This window comes from Pseudomonas sp. QC2, assembly GCF_002859085.1.
Taxonomy (GTDB): Bacteria; Pseudomonadota; Gammaproteobacteria; order Pseudomonadales; family Pseudomonadaceae; genus Aquipseudomonas; species Aquipseudomonas petroselini.
Window position 1 is genome coordinate 162,533 of record NZ_PKKS01000012.1, and the last position, 14,665, is coordinate 177,197.

The 14,665-nt window shown below is 61.2% G+C and carries 10 protein-coding genes; 6 read left to right on the forward strand and 4 right to left on the reverse strand.

Translation table 11 applies throughout. The features are described 5' to 3' along the window. Nucleotides 1-19 precede the first annotated feature (19 nt). The gene (locus QCBJ_RS12455) at nucleotides 20-604 is read left to right on the forward strand and encodes a PilZ domain-containing protein (protein ID WP_102060928.1); all 585 of its coding nucleotides are present in this window, start codon (nucleotides 20-22) and stop codon (nucleotides 602-604) included. A 46-nt stretch (nucleotides 605-650) separates the two neighbouring features. Beyond that, nucleotides 651-1,373: a glycerophosphodiester phosphodiesterase gene (locus tag QCBJ_RS12460; RefSeq protein WP_012722858.1), complete on the forward strand. Its 723-nt coding sequence runs from the start codon at nucleotides 651-653 to the stop codon at nucleotides 1,371-1,373. 42 nt (nucleotides 1,374-1,415) lie between these two features. Here QCBJ_RS12460 and sthA read toward each other — a convergent pair whose 3' ends face one another. Continuing rightward, nucleotides 1,416-2,810, reverse strand: coding sequence for a Si-specific NAD(P)(+) transhydrogenase (gene sthA / locus QCBJ_RS12465; protein ID WP_012722857.1), 1,395 nt, complete (start codon nucleotides 2,808-2,810; stop codon nucleotides 1,416-1,418). 260 nt (nucleotides 2,811-3,070) lie between these two features. Between sthA and QCBJ_RS12470 the strand changes: the two genes are divergently transcribed. Continuing rightward, a complete protein-coding gene (locus QCBJ_RS12470; RefSeq protein WP_102060929.1) occupies nucleotides 3,071-3,604 on the forward strand; it encodes a chalcone isomerase family protein in 534 nt (177 codons plus the stop codon). A gap of 522 nt (nucleotides 3,605-4,126) precedes the next feature. Here QCBJ_RS12470 and QCBJ_RS12475 read toward each other — a convergent pair. Beyond that, a complete protein-coding gene (locus tag QCBJ_RS12475; RefSeq protein ID WP_012722855.1) occupies nucleotides 4,127-5,590 on the reverse strand; it encodes a glyceraldehyde-3-phosphate dehydrogenase in 1,464 nt (487 codons plus the stop codon). 340 nt (nucleotides 5,591-5,930) lie between these two features. Here QCBJ_RS12475 and mfd point away from each other — a divergent pair, with 340 nt between their 5' ends. From mfd to QCBJ_RS12490, 3 genes are read left to right on the forward strand one after another with little or no spacing between them, the layout of a single operon-like run. Next, a complete protein-coding gene (mfd, locus tag QCBJ_RS12480; RefSeq protein WP_012722854.1) occupies nucleotides 5,931-9,380 on the forward strand; it encodes a transcription-repair coupling factor in 3,450 nt (1,149 codons plus the stop codon). Nucleotides 9,381-9,391: 11 nt separating this feature from the next. Next, complete coding sequence (locus QCBJ_RS12485; protein ID WP_046035149.1) at nucleotides 9,392-9,958, forward strand: CsiV family protein; 567 nt, start codon at nucleotides 9,392-9,394, stop codon at nucleotides 9,956-9,958. 9 nt (nucleotides 9,959-9,967) lie between these two features. Next, the gene (locus tag QCBJ_RS12490) at nucleotides 9,968-12,661 is read left to right on the forward strand and encodes a DEAD/DEAH box helicase (RefSeq protein WP_102060930.1); all 2,694 of its coding nucleotides are present in this window, start codon (nucleotides 9,968-9,970) and stop codon (nucleotides 12,659-12,661) included. Between the two features lie 112 nt (nucleotides 12,662-12,773). Here the strand turns inward: QCBJ_RS12490 and nagZ are convergent, their stop codons facing one another. Next, on the reverse strand, nucleotides 12,774-13,784 hold the full coding sequence (gene nagZ / locus QCBJ_RS12495; protein ID WP_012722851.1) for a beta-N-acetylhexosaminidase: 1,011 nt from the start codon (nucleotides 13,782-13,784) through the stop codon (nucleotides 12,774-12,776). A 136-nt stretch (nucleotides 13,785-13,920) separates the two neighbouring features. Continuing rightward, complete coding sequence (locus tag QCBJ_RS12500; RefSeq protein WP_012722850.1) at nucleotides 13,921-14,628, reverse strand: TetR/AcrR family transcriptional regulator; 708 nt, start codon at nucleotides 14,626-14,628, stop codon at nucleotides 13,921-13,923. Nucleotides 14,629-14,665: the final 37 nt, after the last annotated feature.

The following is a 14,665-nucleotide window of genomic DNA, read 5'->3' on the forward strand; positions in this document are numbered from 1 at the left end:
CCGTTACCTGGGGTTCGCCATGTCGACATTAGATGAAGAAGAGCGCCGCGAATACTACCGTATCGACGACATGATCGCACTCCAAATCAAAAGCCTGTCTGCCCCCGAAGCAGCGAGCAAGGAAGTGTTGCTGGATGATTCGCCGCTCTTCAATCTGCTCAGCGAGCTGCACCTGAGTGAATTCGAGGCCCAGCACCTGCTACGCCAGCTCAGCGAGAAGGATCGCACCCTCGCGGCCTTCCTGCGTGTGCAGAACAAACGTGTCGACCTGCTCAGCCAGATCATGGCGCGCGGCTTGCTGGATGAGGTCGGCGCTCCGCAGCCGGTGATCATTTCCGAAGGTGGCATCGACTTCCAACACCCCACGCCCCTGCCGGCCGGCGCCCACTTGGCGTTCAAGCTGGTGCTGATGCCCCAGGCACTCGGCCTGCTGCTGCGCGCGCGGGTCACCCATTGCGATCCCAAAGGCACAGGCTTTGACGTCGGCACGGAATTCGAAGCCATGACCGACGCCCAGCGCCAACTGCTGGCGCGCTACATCTTGCAGAAACAGGCCCAGGAACGGCGCCTGGCGCGGGAACAAAGCGACGCCCAAGACACCTGAACTCTCGAATTCACCCCGCCGGACGACCTGGCGTAAAGGAGCAACTGTGACCCTGATCTACGGCCACCGCGGTGCCAAAGGCGAAGCACCGGAAAACACCCTGACCAGCTTCCAGGAGTGCCTCAAGCACGGTGTACGCCGCTGCGAACTGGATTTGCACCTGTCCATGGACGGCGAGCTGATGGTCATCCACGACCCGACCCTCAAGCGCACCGCCGACCGGCGCGGCAAAGTCGTCGAGTATTCGGCGGCAGACCTGGTGAAGATGGACGCGCGCAAAGGCGGCCCGGGCTGGGTCAAGCCCTGCCCGATCCCGCGCCTGGAAGAACTGTTCGAACAGTGCGACTTCGATCATTGGCAACTGGAAGTCAAAAGCGCTTCGCGCACCCGCGCCGCCACCACCGTGCTGGCGATCCGTGAGATGGCCGTACGTTTCGGTCTGATGGACAAGGTCACCGTGACCTCAAGCTCGCGGGAAGTGCTGAAAGCGGCGGTTGAACTCACCCCAGACCTGTCACGCGGCCTGGTCGCCGAATATGCCTGGCTCGACCCGTTGAAGGTCGCGCAGAACTATGGCTGTGAGTATCTGGCGTTGAACTGGACATTGTGCACCCCCGAGCGTCTGGAAAAAGCCCAGCGCCAGGGCTTGCACGTGTCCGTGTGGACAGTCAACGAACCCGCGCTGATGCGCAGGCTCGCCGACTTCGGCGTAGATAGCCTGATTACAGACTTTCCCGGTTTGGCCACTGCCACTCTCGGGAATTACTGAAATCGGTCTCCCCGGCCGGCTCAGGCCACCGGCCGGAGCCGCTCAAAAAAGCCGGTTGAGGCCGTCGTAGGCCGCGACCCGATAGGCTTCCGCCATGGTCGGGTAGTTGAACGTGGTGTTCACAAAATACTTGAGGGTATTTTGCTCACCCGGCTGGCTCATGATCGCCTGGCCGATGTGCACGATTTCCGAGGCTTGGTAGCCGAAGCAATGCACGCCGAGGACTTCCAGGGTTTCACGGTGGAACAGGATCTTCAGCATGCCTTGCGGCTCGCCGGCGATCTGCGCACGCGCCATGCTCTTGAAGAACGCCTTGCCCACTTCGTAAGGCACCTTGGCCTTGGTCAGTTCGTGCTCGTTCTTGCCGATCGAGCTGATCTCCGGAATGGTGTAGATCCCGGTCGGCACGTCGTTCACGTAGCGCCAGCTGCCATTGTCGACGATGCTGCCAGCGGCCGAACGGCCCTGGTCGTGCGCGGCACTGGCCAGGCTCGGCCAGCCGATCACGTCACCGGCGCCGTAGATGTTGGTCACGCAGGTGCGGTAGTTCTCGTCCACCTCGATCTGGCCACGGCTGTTGACCTTGACCCCGATGTTTTCCATGCCCAGCTTGTCGGTGTTGCCGGTACGGCCGTTGCACCACAACAAGGCGTCGGCCTTGATCTTCTTGCCGGACTTGAGGTGCAGGATCACCCCGTTGTCCAGGCCTTCGACCCGCTCGTACTCTTCGTTGTGGCGCACGGTGATGTTGTTGTTGCTGAAGTGGTAGCTCAACGCCTGGGAAATTTCCGAGTCGAGGAAGCTCAGCAACTGGTCGCGGTTATCCACCAGCTCCACCAGCACACCCAGGCCGCTGAAGATCGAGGCGTATTCACAGCCGATCACACCGGCGCCGTAGATGATCAGTTTACGCGGGGTGTGGCCCAGGCTCAGGATGGTGTCGCTATCGTAGATACGCGGGTGGTGGAAATCGATGTCCGCCGGGCGATACGGGCGCGAACCGGTGGCGATGATGATGTGCTTGGCCACCAGCTTCTCGACCACGCCGTTGGCGCAGACCACCTCGACGGTTTGCTCGTCGGCGAAGCTGCCGGTGCCGAAGAACAGGTCGACGCGGTTACGGGCGTAGTAGCCGGTACGCGAAGCAACCTGCTTGGAGATGACTTTCTCGGCGCTTTTGAGCACGTCCGGGAACGAGAACCAGCGGGGCTCACCAATGGCCCGGAACATCGGGTTGGTATTGAACTGCATGATCTGGCGCACCGAGTGACGCAAGGCCTTGGACGGGATGGTGCCCAGGTGGGTGCAGTTACCGCCGACCTGGCGACGGCTATCGACCATCGCCACCTTGCGCCCTGCTTTCGCGGCGTTCATCGCCGCACCTTCTCCAGCCGGGCCGGAACCCAGTACCACCACGTCGTAGTTGTAGACAGCCATGCGTACTCCTCAGAACAGGCCAGGCGTACGGTTGGACGCCGGGCTAAATCATGCCGCGGCCAGCGGTCATGAAGGACAATTTGGCTCAAGTGTGTGAACCGGGGCACAGTCTATATAAGGCGCAACGCCGCGCACATTAACCCTTGGTCGCGTCGTAGGCCAGTCTTGCCTTTACTACACAGCGCAGATTATCCCTGAACCCTGCCGCTGCCGGAAAATGAATTAACCTGTAGCCACGGATCTTTTCGGGACGGGCCATTATGCGGCATCTAGTTTTCTGTTTAATGCTGATGTTGTCGATCACCGCACACGCCAATGAGGCGGATCGGCTCAAGCAAGCCGACTTCCCGGCACAGTCCCAGGCATTGGTGCTGAAAAACCAGGCGGTGCTCACTTACCTCTGGGCGGATGTGTACGCGGCCGCGCTGTATGCCCCGGCGGACCTGAGTGCGAAGCAGGCGTGGGACCAGCAAAAGACGCTGCGCCTTGTGTTGTATTACTTTCGCGATATCGACCGCAGCGATGTGATCAAGGCGGCCACGGCCATCCTGGAGCGCCAGCAAACCAGCGCAAGCCTGAAGCCAGAGATCGAAAAACTACACACCCGCTTTCGTGATATCCAAGCCGGAGATCGATATGCCCTGGATTTTCGTCCCGGCCGTGGCCTGAATTTGGAGATCAATGGCCAAGTGGTGTTCAGCAGCCGCAATGACGCGCTGGCAAGGGCCTACCTGGGTATCTGGTTGGCGCCCAAGGGGTTGTCCGACAGCCTGCGCAGCAAGCTTGTGGACTGAGGGCCCCATCGGGGCATCGGTATCTACACAATTCTGGCTATGGCGCGGGACCTGTGGCGAGGGAGCTTGGTCCCGCTGGCGGCCTGGCAGACGACCAGGATGTTGGATCAGACTGGGTACATATCCGTTATTTAGGTAACGGCCACTATGGGTTCCGCCCTTACGGCGGGTCACTTTTGAAAGGAGCCCAAAAGTAAGCAAAACGCTCTTGCCCCAACACTCGGCACCTCGCTCACGCTCGGTGTGCCCGTAATCCGACAGGGATTTGGGGGGCCGCCTGAGATCAAAAGCAGGATCAAGATCAACAGCGGCTCGCTTCGCATCGTGGTTACCTTGGTTACCGTGGTTGCTACAGTGTTGTGCAGATAATTATGCCCATCGGGGGCAAGCCCCCTCCCACATTGAAATGCGATCAACTGTGGGAGGGGGCTTGCCCCCGATGAGGCCCTGCCAGCCTGCACAAAATCCCCAGCCATAAAAAAGCCCCGAACCAGTCGGGGCTTTTTCATTTATTGCTGATGCTTAGCGCGGGAACGCAGGCGGGTTGACCCCAGCCATGTCTTCCATCACGCGAACCACCTGGCAGCTGTAGCCGAACTCGTTGTCGTACCACACGTACAGGACAACGCGGTTGTCTTGGCTGATGGTCGCTTCCGCGTCCACCACACCGGCGTGGCGCGAGCCAACGAAGTCGGTGGAAACCACTTCCTGGGAATTGACGAAGTCGATTTGCTTGTGCAGATCGGAGTGCAGCGCCATGTAGCGCAGGTACTCGTTCATCTCTTCGCGGGTGGCGGCTTTCTCAAGGTTCAGGTTGAGGATGGCCATCGACACGTTCGGCGTCGGTACACGGATCGCGTTACCGGTCAGCTTGCCGGCCAGCTCAGGCAGGGCCTTGGCAGCAGCGGTGGCAGCACCGGTCTCGGTGATCACCATGTTCAACGCGGCGCTACGGCCACGACGATCGCCCTTGTGGAAGTTGTCGATCAGGTTCTGGTCGTTGGTGTACGAGTGAACGGTTTCGACGTGGCCGTTGACGATGCCGAACTTGTCATTCACTGCCTTCAGCACCGGCACGATGGCGTTGGTGGTGCAGGAAGCGGCGGACACGATCTTGTCGTCAGCAGTGATTTCAGCGTGGTTGATGCCGTGAACGATGTTCTTCAGCTTGCCTTTGCCAGGCGCGGTGAGGACAACGCGATCGACACCCGGGCAGGCCAAGTGCTGGCCCAGGCCTTCGGCGTCACGCCATACGCCGGTGTTATCCACCAGCAAGGCGTCCTTGATGCCGTACTGGGTGTAATCCACCTCGGACGGGTTCTTCGCGTAGATCACCTGGATCAGGTTACCGTTGGCGGTAATGGTGTTGTTTTCTTCGTCGATGACGATGGTGCCGTTGAACGGACCGTGTACCGAATCGCGGCGCAGCAGGCTGGCACGCTTGGTCAGGTCGTTCTCGGCGCCTTTGCGCACCACGATGGCACGCAGGCGCAGGCCGTCGCCGCCACCGGTTTTTTCGATCAGGATGCGCGCCAGCAGGCGACCGATACGACCGAAGCCGTACAGCACAACGTCGGTGCCTTTACGGGCCGCGGCGTTTTGCTGGCCAACCACATCGGCCATCTCTTCACGCACGAACTGCTCAGCGGTACGGCCGGCGCCTTCTTTGCGGAATTTGTAGGCCAGCTTGCCCAGGTCTACCGAGGCCGCGCCGAGCTTGAGCTCGCTCATGGCTTTGAGCAGTGGGAATGTTTCGTGGACGGAGAGTTCGCTGTCGTCGGCGGAACGGTGACGCGCAAAGCGGTGGGCTTTGAGAATCGCGATGACAGACTGGTTGATCAGGCTGCGGCCATAGATCGAGCTCACCACATTGTTATTGCGGTACAGCTGACCGATAAGCGGGATCATCGCTTCTGCGAGTGCTTCACGGTCGATCCATTCACCAAGACACTGGTCGGGCTTCTGAGTCACGGGAACCTTCCACATGTAGGGGCTGAAAAAAGGGGCTACATTATGCCGCCCGACCGTCCTCGGAGCAATGCGCGTCCTACAACAAAAACCCCTTGCCAAAAAATACCGCCGCGCTGCAGCCCAGTAAATACGCGGGTTCCAGAAGGCCACTCATTGGGGACGCAGACCAACTTGTCCGTAACCCTCCTAAACAATCGCGCATTTCGGCACTACATATTGAGTCAAAACACGCCATTGTTTGTCTTAGCCACTACATTTCCTACAAACCGTAATAGGCTCAGTCAGAAACTGACAGGCGGCACCTTGGGCCGTTACAATTACCGACTTTGTCGCAACGCTTGGAGCTCAACCTTCCGTGCCCGTTCTGCGTCTACCGCTTCTCCCTGCCGCGGCAGGTAAACAGCACTGGGGCAACCTGCCCGGTGCCGCCCTGAGCCTGGCTATCGCCGAGGCTGCCAGCGCAGCCAAGCGCTTTACCCTGCTGCTCACCGCCGACAGCCAAAGCGCCGAACGGTTGGAGCAGGAGCTGAGCTTCTTCGCCCCCGATTTGCCGGTGCTGCATTTCCCCGACTGGGAAACCCTGCCCTACGACCTGTTCTCGCCGCACCAGGACATCATTTCCCAGCGCATCGCCAGCCTGTACCGCCTGCCGGAACTGGCCCACGGCGTGCTGGTGGTGCCGATCACCACCGCGTTGCATCGCCTGGCGCCGACCAAGTTCCTGCTGGGCAGCAGCCTGGTCTTGGATATCGGCCAGAAGCTCGACGTCGAGCAGATGCGCACGCGCCTGGAAGCCAGCGGCTACCGCTGCGTCGACACCGTGTACGAACACGGTGAGTTCGCAGTGCGCGGGGCCCTGATCGACCTGTTCCCGATGGGCAGCAAACTGCCGTACCGCATCGACCTGTTCGATGACGAAATCGAGACCCTGCGCACCTTCGATCCAGAAAACCAGCGATCCATCGACAAAGTCGACTCGATCAAGCTGCTGCCTGCGCGGGAATTTCCATTACAGAAAGATGCGGTCACGCGCTTCAAGGCGCGCTTCCGTGAGCGCTTCGACGTCGACTTCCGTCGCTGTCCGATCTTCCAGGACTTGAGCAGTGGGATTACACCGGCCGGTATCGAGTACTACCTGCCGCTGTTCTTCGACGAAACCTCCACCCTGTTCGACTACCTGCCACAGGACACCCAAGTGTTCTCGCTGCCGGGTATCGAGCAAGCAGCGGAAAACTTCTGGAACGACGTGCGTAACCGTTACGAAGAACGCCGCGTCGATCCATCCCGTCCGTTATTACCGCCCGCCGAGTTGTTCCTGCCGGTGGAGGACTGCTTTGCCCGTCTTAAAAACTGGCCCCGCGTGGTCGCCAGCCAACAGGATGTGGACGCCGGCAGCGGCCGCGAGCGCTTCCCGGCGGGCACACTGCCGGACCTGGCAATCCAGGCCAAAGCCACGCAACCGCTGGAAGCGCTGTCCAACTTCCTCGGCGACTTCCCTGGCCGCGTGCTGTTTACCGCCGAGTCCGCCGGGCGCCGCGAAGTGCTGCTGGAGCTGCTCGAACGCCTGAAGCTGCGACCGAAAACCGTCGACAGCTGGCCGGACTTCGTCAAGAGCAAAGAACGCTTGGCGATCACCATCGCGCCGCTGGATGAAGGCCTGCTGCTGGACGACCCGGCGCTGGCGCTGATCGCCGAGAGCCCGCTGTTCGGGCAGCGCGTGATGCAACGCCGTCGCCGCGAAAAACGCGCCGACGCCAACAACGACGCGGTGATCAAGAACCTCACCGAATTGCGCGAAGGCGCGCCGGTGGTGCATATCGACCACGGCGTCGGACGCTACCTGGGCCTGCAGACCCTGGAGATCGATAACCAGGCCGCCGAATTCCTCACCATGGAATACGCCGAGGGCGCCAAGCTCTACGTGCCGGTGGCCAGCCTGCACCTGATCGCCCGTTACACCGGCAGCGACGATGCCCTGGCACCGCTGCACCGCCTGGGCTCCGAGACTTGGCAGAAAGCCAAGCGCAAAGCCGCCGAACAGGTGCGCGACGTTGCCGCCGAATTGCTCGACATCTATGCACGCCGCGCCGCGCGCGAAGGTTATGCGTTCGCCGACCCGAAAGCCGACTACGCGACCTTCAGCGCCGGTTTCGCCTTCGAAGAAACTCCCGACCAGCAAACCACCATCGAAGCGGTGCGCGCCGACATGCTCGCGCCCAAGCCGATGGACCGCCTGGTATGCGGCGACGTCGGCTTCGGCAAGACCGAAGTGGCGATGCGTGCGGCTTTCATTGCAGTGCATGGCGGCAAGCAAGTGGCGATCCTGGTGCCCACCACCCTGCTCGCCCAGCAGCACTACAACAGCTTCCGCGACCGCTTTGCCGACTGGCCGGTGACCGTGGAAGTGATGAGCCGCTTCAAGTCGGCCAAGGAAGTGAATGCAGCCATCGCCGATTTGGCCGAAGGCAAGATCGACATCGTGATCGGCACGCACAAGCTGCTGTCGGACGATGTGAAGATCAAGAACCTGGGCCTGGTGATCATCGACGAAGAACACCGTTTTGGCGTGCGCCAGAAGGAACAACTCAAGGCCCTGCGCAGCGAGGTCGACATTCTGACCCTCACTGCCACGCCGATTCCGCGCACACTGAACATGGCGGTGTCGGGCATGCGCGACCTGTCGATCATCGCCACGCCACCGGCGCGTCGCTTGTCGGTGCGCACCTTCGTGATGGAGCAAAACAAAAGCACGGTGAAAGAAGCGCTGCTGCGAGAACTGCTGCGCGGCGGGCAGGTGTACTACCTGCACAACGACGTGAAGACCATCGAGAAGTGCGCCGCCGACCTCGCCGAACTGGTACCGGAAGCGCGCATTGCCATCGGCCACGGACAGATGCGCGAGCGCGATCTCGAACAGGTGATGAGCGACTTCTACCACAAGCGCTTCAATGTGCTGATCGCCTCGACCATCATCGAGACCGGCATCGACGTGCCGAGCGCCAACACCATCATCATCGAGCGCGCCGACAAGTTTGGCCTGGCGCAGCTGCACCAGTTGCGCGGCCGGGTCGGGCGCAGTCACCACCAGGCGTATGCGTATTTGCTCACGCCACCGCGCCAGCAGATCACTTCCGACGCGGAAAAGCGCCTGGAAGCCATCGCCAACACCCAGGACCTGGGCGCCGGTTTTGTGCTGGCCACCAACGACCTGGAAATCCGTGGTGCCGGCGAACTGCTGGGCGACGGCCAGAGCGGGCAGATCCAGGCGGTCGGTTTCACCCTGTATATGGAAATGCTTGAACGCGCGGTGAAAGCGATCCGCAAGGGCGAGCAACCGAATCTTGATCAACCGCTGGGCGGCGGTCCGGAAATCAACCTGCGCTTGCCGGCGCTGATCCCCGAAGACTACCTGCCGGACGTGCATGCGCGGCTGATCCTGTACAAACGCATCGCCTCGGCCACCGACGAAGAAGGCCTCAAGGACCTGCAAGTGGAGATGATCGACCGCTTCGGCCTGCTGCCGGAACCGACCAAGAACCTGGTGCGCCTGACCCTGCTCAAATTGCAGGCTGAGCAATTGGGGATCAAGAAGGTCGATGCCGGGCCGCAGGGTGGGCGCATCGAGTTCGAAGCGCAGACGCCGGTGGACCCGTTGGTGCTGATCAGGCTGATCCAGGGCCAGCCCAACCGCTACAAGTTCGAAGGGGCTACGCTGTTCAAGTTCATGGTACCGATGGAACGTGCCGAAGAACGCTTTAATACATTGGAGGCGTTGTTCGAACGCCTCATCCCGAAATCTGCTTGAAGGACGCCCCAATGCGCCTGTTCCGCATTTTGAGCCTGTTGTTGGTGGTCGTGGCACCTACGGCGTTTGCCGACAGCCCGTACCAGGTGGAAATGATCCTGGTGCGCCAGAACGCCGAGCCGGTGATCAACAGCCGCGCCGCGCCGGAAAACTGGGATGCCGGGGCCGTGCGCCTGGGCGACAAGCTGAGCCCACCGCGCCTGAGCAACATCGTCGAAAAGCTGCGCGCCGATAACAGCTACACCGTGTTGGCGCACAAGGCCTGGGAACAGAACCTGGGTGAGCAGCCGGTCAACATCGCGATCACCGACGGCCAGGAGCAGTTTGGCCAGTTTCCCATCGAGGGTGTTTTGAGCCTGCAACTGGGTCGCTTCACGGACATCGACGCGGACTTTTGGATCAACACCTTCGACAGTAATGGCAGCGTGATCGCCAGCGAACACCTCGCCCAGAAGGACGTGCGCACCAAGAACAACCAGCTCAACTACCTGGACGGCGGCCACTTGGCGCTGTTGATCAAGATCACCTCGTTGACCGCCAAGCCACCCAGCGCACCACCGCCCGATATCCAGGACTGATCCAGCGCCATGCCCCTGACGTCGTCGCTGACCAAACCCCTGGCCCCTTCATGGGCCAATCGCTTCAAAGAGCAAAGCCTGGAGCGCGGGCGCCGTTATGCCCTGGAGAACCGGGTGCGCATCGTCGAATGCGGCGACAGCACCATCGTCGCCAGTTGCGAAGGCTCGGGCGGCAACGTTTATCGGCAGACCATCTCACTGCGCGAGTCGGCCAAGGGCACGCTGATCCTGGTGGACAGCCGCTGTACCTGCCCGGTGCACACCAACTGCAAACACATCGCGGCGGTGCTGCTCAAAGTCCAGGAAACCCTGGCCTATCCGGCCGCTGCACAGGATGCCGAGCTGCTGGAAAAACTCCAGGCCGTACTGGAAAACCGCGTGGCGTTGCCGCAGGTGGTCATGGAGGATGTAGTGCCCGTGCCGCGCTTGTGGCTGGCCAGTGTCGAGTTCAGTGCCTTTGAACCGCGCAATGGCAAGATGCAGCGCTACATCCAGCACCGTGCGGCGCTGTCATTCAACTACTTGGGCAACTATGTCAGCGGGCAGAAAAACGCCGACATCATCGTGCGCCAGGACACCCAGAGCCTGCGGATCAAGCGGCATCCGGAGCTGGAACAGCCGTACCGCGAACAACTGCGGCTGCTCGGCTTCAAGATCGCCACACGCCAGAGCAAAGCCTTGCCGGAAAGCGCTGGCGAGCTGTTCGAGATGGTCAATGACAGCGCCTGGCTCAACTTCACCCTCAACGCATCACCCACCTTACGGGCCGAGGGCTGGGAGCTGCAGATCGATGAGGACTTCGGCTTCGACCTGAGCACCGTCGATGACTGGTACGCCACCGTCGATGACGGGCCGGAGCGCGATTGGTTCGACTTGGAGCTCGGCATTATCGTCAATGGCGAGCGGCTGAGCCTGCTGCCGATCCTGCTGAACCTGATGCGCTCCCACACCGAGATCCTCAACCCGGAAAAACTCGCACGCCGTCGCGATGAAGAACTGATCCTGGTAAACATTCCCGGCCTGCCCAACGGTGGCCATGGCCCGCTGCAAGTGGCGCTGCCTTACGGCCGGCTGAAACCGGTACTGGCAACCCTCGGCGAGTTCTACTTGCAGGAAGCCGGCACCACCACGCTGCGCCTGGCCAAGGCCGATGCGATTCGCTTGAACCCGCTCGAAGACCTGCCGCTGCAATGGGAAGGTGGCGAGAAGATCCGCAACTTCGCCCAGCGCCTGCGGGATATCAAGGATTTCACCTGCGTAGCACCGGAAGGGTTGAACGCGACGTTACGCCCGTACCAGCTGGAAGGCTTGAGCTGGATGCAGTCACTGCGCCAGCTCGATGTAGGCGGGATACTTGCGGATGACATGGGCCTGGGTAAAACCCTGCAAACCTTGGCGCATATTCTCAGTGAAAAAATCGCCGGGCGCCTGGATCGGCCCTGCATGGTGGTGATGCCCACCAGCTTGATTCCCAATTGGCTCGATGAGGCGGCGCACTTCACCCCACAGCTCAAGGTACTGGCGCTGTATGGCGCGACACGTAAGAAACATTTTGCCAACCTGAACGACTACGACCTGCTGCTGACCACCTACGCGCTGCTGCCCAAGGACATCGAACAGCTCGCGGCGCTGCCCCTGCATGTGCTGATCCTGGATGAAGCGCAGTACATCAAGAACCCTTCCAGCAAAGCGGCCCAGGCGGCGCGCGAGTTGAATGCGCGGCAACGCTTGTGCCTCAGCGGCACGCCACTGGAAAACCACTTGGGTGAGCTGTGGTCGTTGTTTCATTTCCTCCTGCCGGGCTGGCTGGGCGACGTGAAAAGCTTCAACCGCGATTACCGCGTGCCCATCGAAAAGCGCGCCAGCGATGTACGACTGCAGCACCTCAACGGCCGGATAAAACCCTTCCTGCTGCGCCGTACCAAGGAACAAGTGGCCACGGAGTTGCCGCCCAAGACTGAGATCATCCACTGGGTCGACCTCAATGAGGCCCAGCGCGACGTGTACGAAACCATGCGCCTGGCCATGGACAAGAAGGTGCGTGACGAGATCACCCGCAAGGGTGTGGCACGCAGCCAAATCATCATTCTTGAGGCGCTGCTGAAGCTGCGCCAAGTGTGCTGCGACCTGCGCCTGGTCAACGACGCCACCCTGCCCGCCCGTGGCAGCAGCTCGGGCAAGCTCGACAGTTTGATGACGATGCTCGAGGAGCTGTTTGAAGAAGGCCGGCGGATCCTGCTGTTTTCCCAGTTCACCTCGATGCTGAGCCTGATCGAAGTCGAGCTTAAAAAGCGCGGCGTTGCCTACGCCTTGTTGACCGGCCAGACCCGCGATCGGCGCACGCCGGTGAAGGACTTCCAGAGCGGCAAGCTGCAGATTTTTCTGATCAGCCTGAAGGCCGGCGGTGTAGGCCTGAACCTGACTGAAGCCGACACGGTGATCCACTACGACCCATGGTGGAACCCGGCCACGGAAAACCAGGCCACCGACCGTGCCTATCGCATTGGTCAGGAGAAGCCGGTGTTCGTCTACAAGATGATTGCCAGGGGCACGGTGGAGGAGAAAATCCAGCACCTGCAGAAGGAAAAGTCCGATCTGGCAGCGGGCGTGCTGGATGGGCGTACTACCGGAGACTGGCAGCTGGGCAACGAGGATATTGAAGCGCTGTTTGCGCCGTTGCCCCACAAACAGGAAAAGCGCTGACTGTCAGATCGCTATCGCAGGCAAGCCAGCTCCCACAGGTGACCGCGTTTCTTCAAGATAACTGCGGTCGAATGTGGGAGCTGGCTTGCCTGCGATGGGCGCACCGCGGTTTTCAGCCGATCAACTGCGCTTCACGCAGCGCGGTAACTGCCGCCAACCAACGCGGATCCTGCTTGTAGTCCGTCGACGCAATCGCCTGTCCGCGCATGCGTGCGATTCGGGCCGATGGTTTGACCTTCATGCGCTGGGCGGCGGTCAACGCCAACTCGGCAGCCGCGCGATCATTGCACACCAGGCCCATGTCGCAACCGGCCGTCAGCGCCGCTTCAATGCGGCTGGCCGCATCGCCCACCACATGGGCCCCCGCCATCGACAAGTCATCACTGAAAATCACCCCATCGAACTGCAACTCGCCGCGCAGGATGTCCTGCAACCAGCGGCGCGAGAAACCTGCAGGTTGGTTATCAACCTGCGGGTAGATGACGTGAGCGGGCATCACCGCCGCCAGTTGCTTGCTCAAGCGTGCGAAAGGCACCAGGTCATTGGCGCGAATCTGCTCCAGGCTGCGTTCATCATTGGGAATCGCGACGTGGGAATCGGCCTCCGCCCAACCATGGCCCGGGAAGTGTTTACCGGTCGCGGCCATGCCCGCGCTGTTCATCCCACGGATAAAGGCACCGGCGAGCACGGCAGCGCGTTCGGGGTCGCCCTCGAAGGATCGGGTGCCGACCACGGCGCTGCGTTGATAGTCCAGATCGAGGACGGGGGCGAAACTCAGGTCCAGGCCCACGGCCAGCACTTCAGTCGCCATGATCCAGCCGCATTGCTCGGCCAGGTGTTCAGCATTGGGGTTGTCCGCCAGCGCACGCATAGCCGGCAGGCGCACAAAGCCCTGGCGCAGGCGCTGTACGCGACCGCCTTCCTGGTCAACCGCCAGCAACAGGTCCGGGCGCACGGCACGAATCGCCGCGCTCAACTCCCGCACCTGGCGTGGATGCTCGATATTGCGCGCAAAAATGATCAGGCCGCCCACTTCAGGCTGGCGCAACAGGTGGCGATCCTCGGCCGTCAGCCAGGTACCGGCAACGTCGACCATCAAAGAACCTTGCAGGGCAGCAGTCATAAACCTTCCTTATAGAACGCACACAACCCGTTGCTCTCACCAGGCACAGTGAGAACAACGGGTTGCGAGTAAATAGCTGAATTCGGCATGGGCCGCTAGCTTAGCGGATGCAAGCGGCTGCGCACACCCGGACGGGTCAAACCTTGGCGGGGGCCGGCGCGGATTTGCTGCGTGGGCGCAGCTGGGCGGCGGCCATGTCCGGGTCGCTCACGCCGGTTTCGGCGCGCATGCCGGCGGCAAGGAACGGCACCATCAGGCGCATGACCTGCTCGATAGAGGTATTCACACCGAAATCGGTTTCGGCAATGGCCCGCAACGCCTTGATCCCGGACATGCTGAACGCGGCAGCACCCAACATGAAGTGCACACGCCAGAACAGCTCGATCGGCGGAATACGCGGGGCGGCCTCGTTGACCAGCAACATGTAGCGGCGGAAAACCTTGCCGTACATGTCTTCCAAGTAACGCCGCAGGTGGCCCTGGCTTTGACTGAACGCCAAGCCCAACAGGCGCATGAAGATCGACAGGTCGTTGCCGCTGCGGGGCTGAACCACCAGGGCTTGTTCAACGAGGATTTCCAACAGCTCTTCCAAGGTGGGCTTGTGCTCAGCCTTTGCCTGGCGACGCTCGAGTTCACGGTCAAGACTGGCGCAGAACGGCCCCAGGAAGCGCGAGAACACGGCTTGGATAAGCGCTTTTTTCGAGCCGAAATGGTAATTCACTGCCGCGAGGTTGACGCCAGCCTTGCTGGTAATCAGCCGCAATGAAGTTTCAGCGAATCCTTTTTCCGCGAACAATTGCTCGGCAGCATCGAGAATGCGTTCAACGGTTTCCGACTGGGCCATGGCTACTCCGCCTGACAAACACTTGTTTGAAACATAC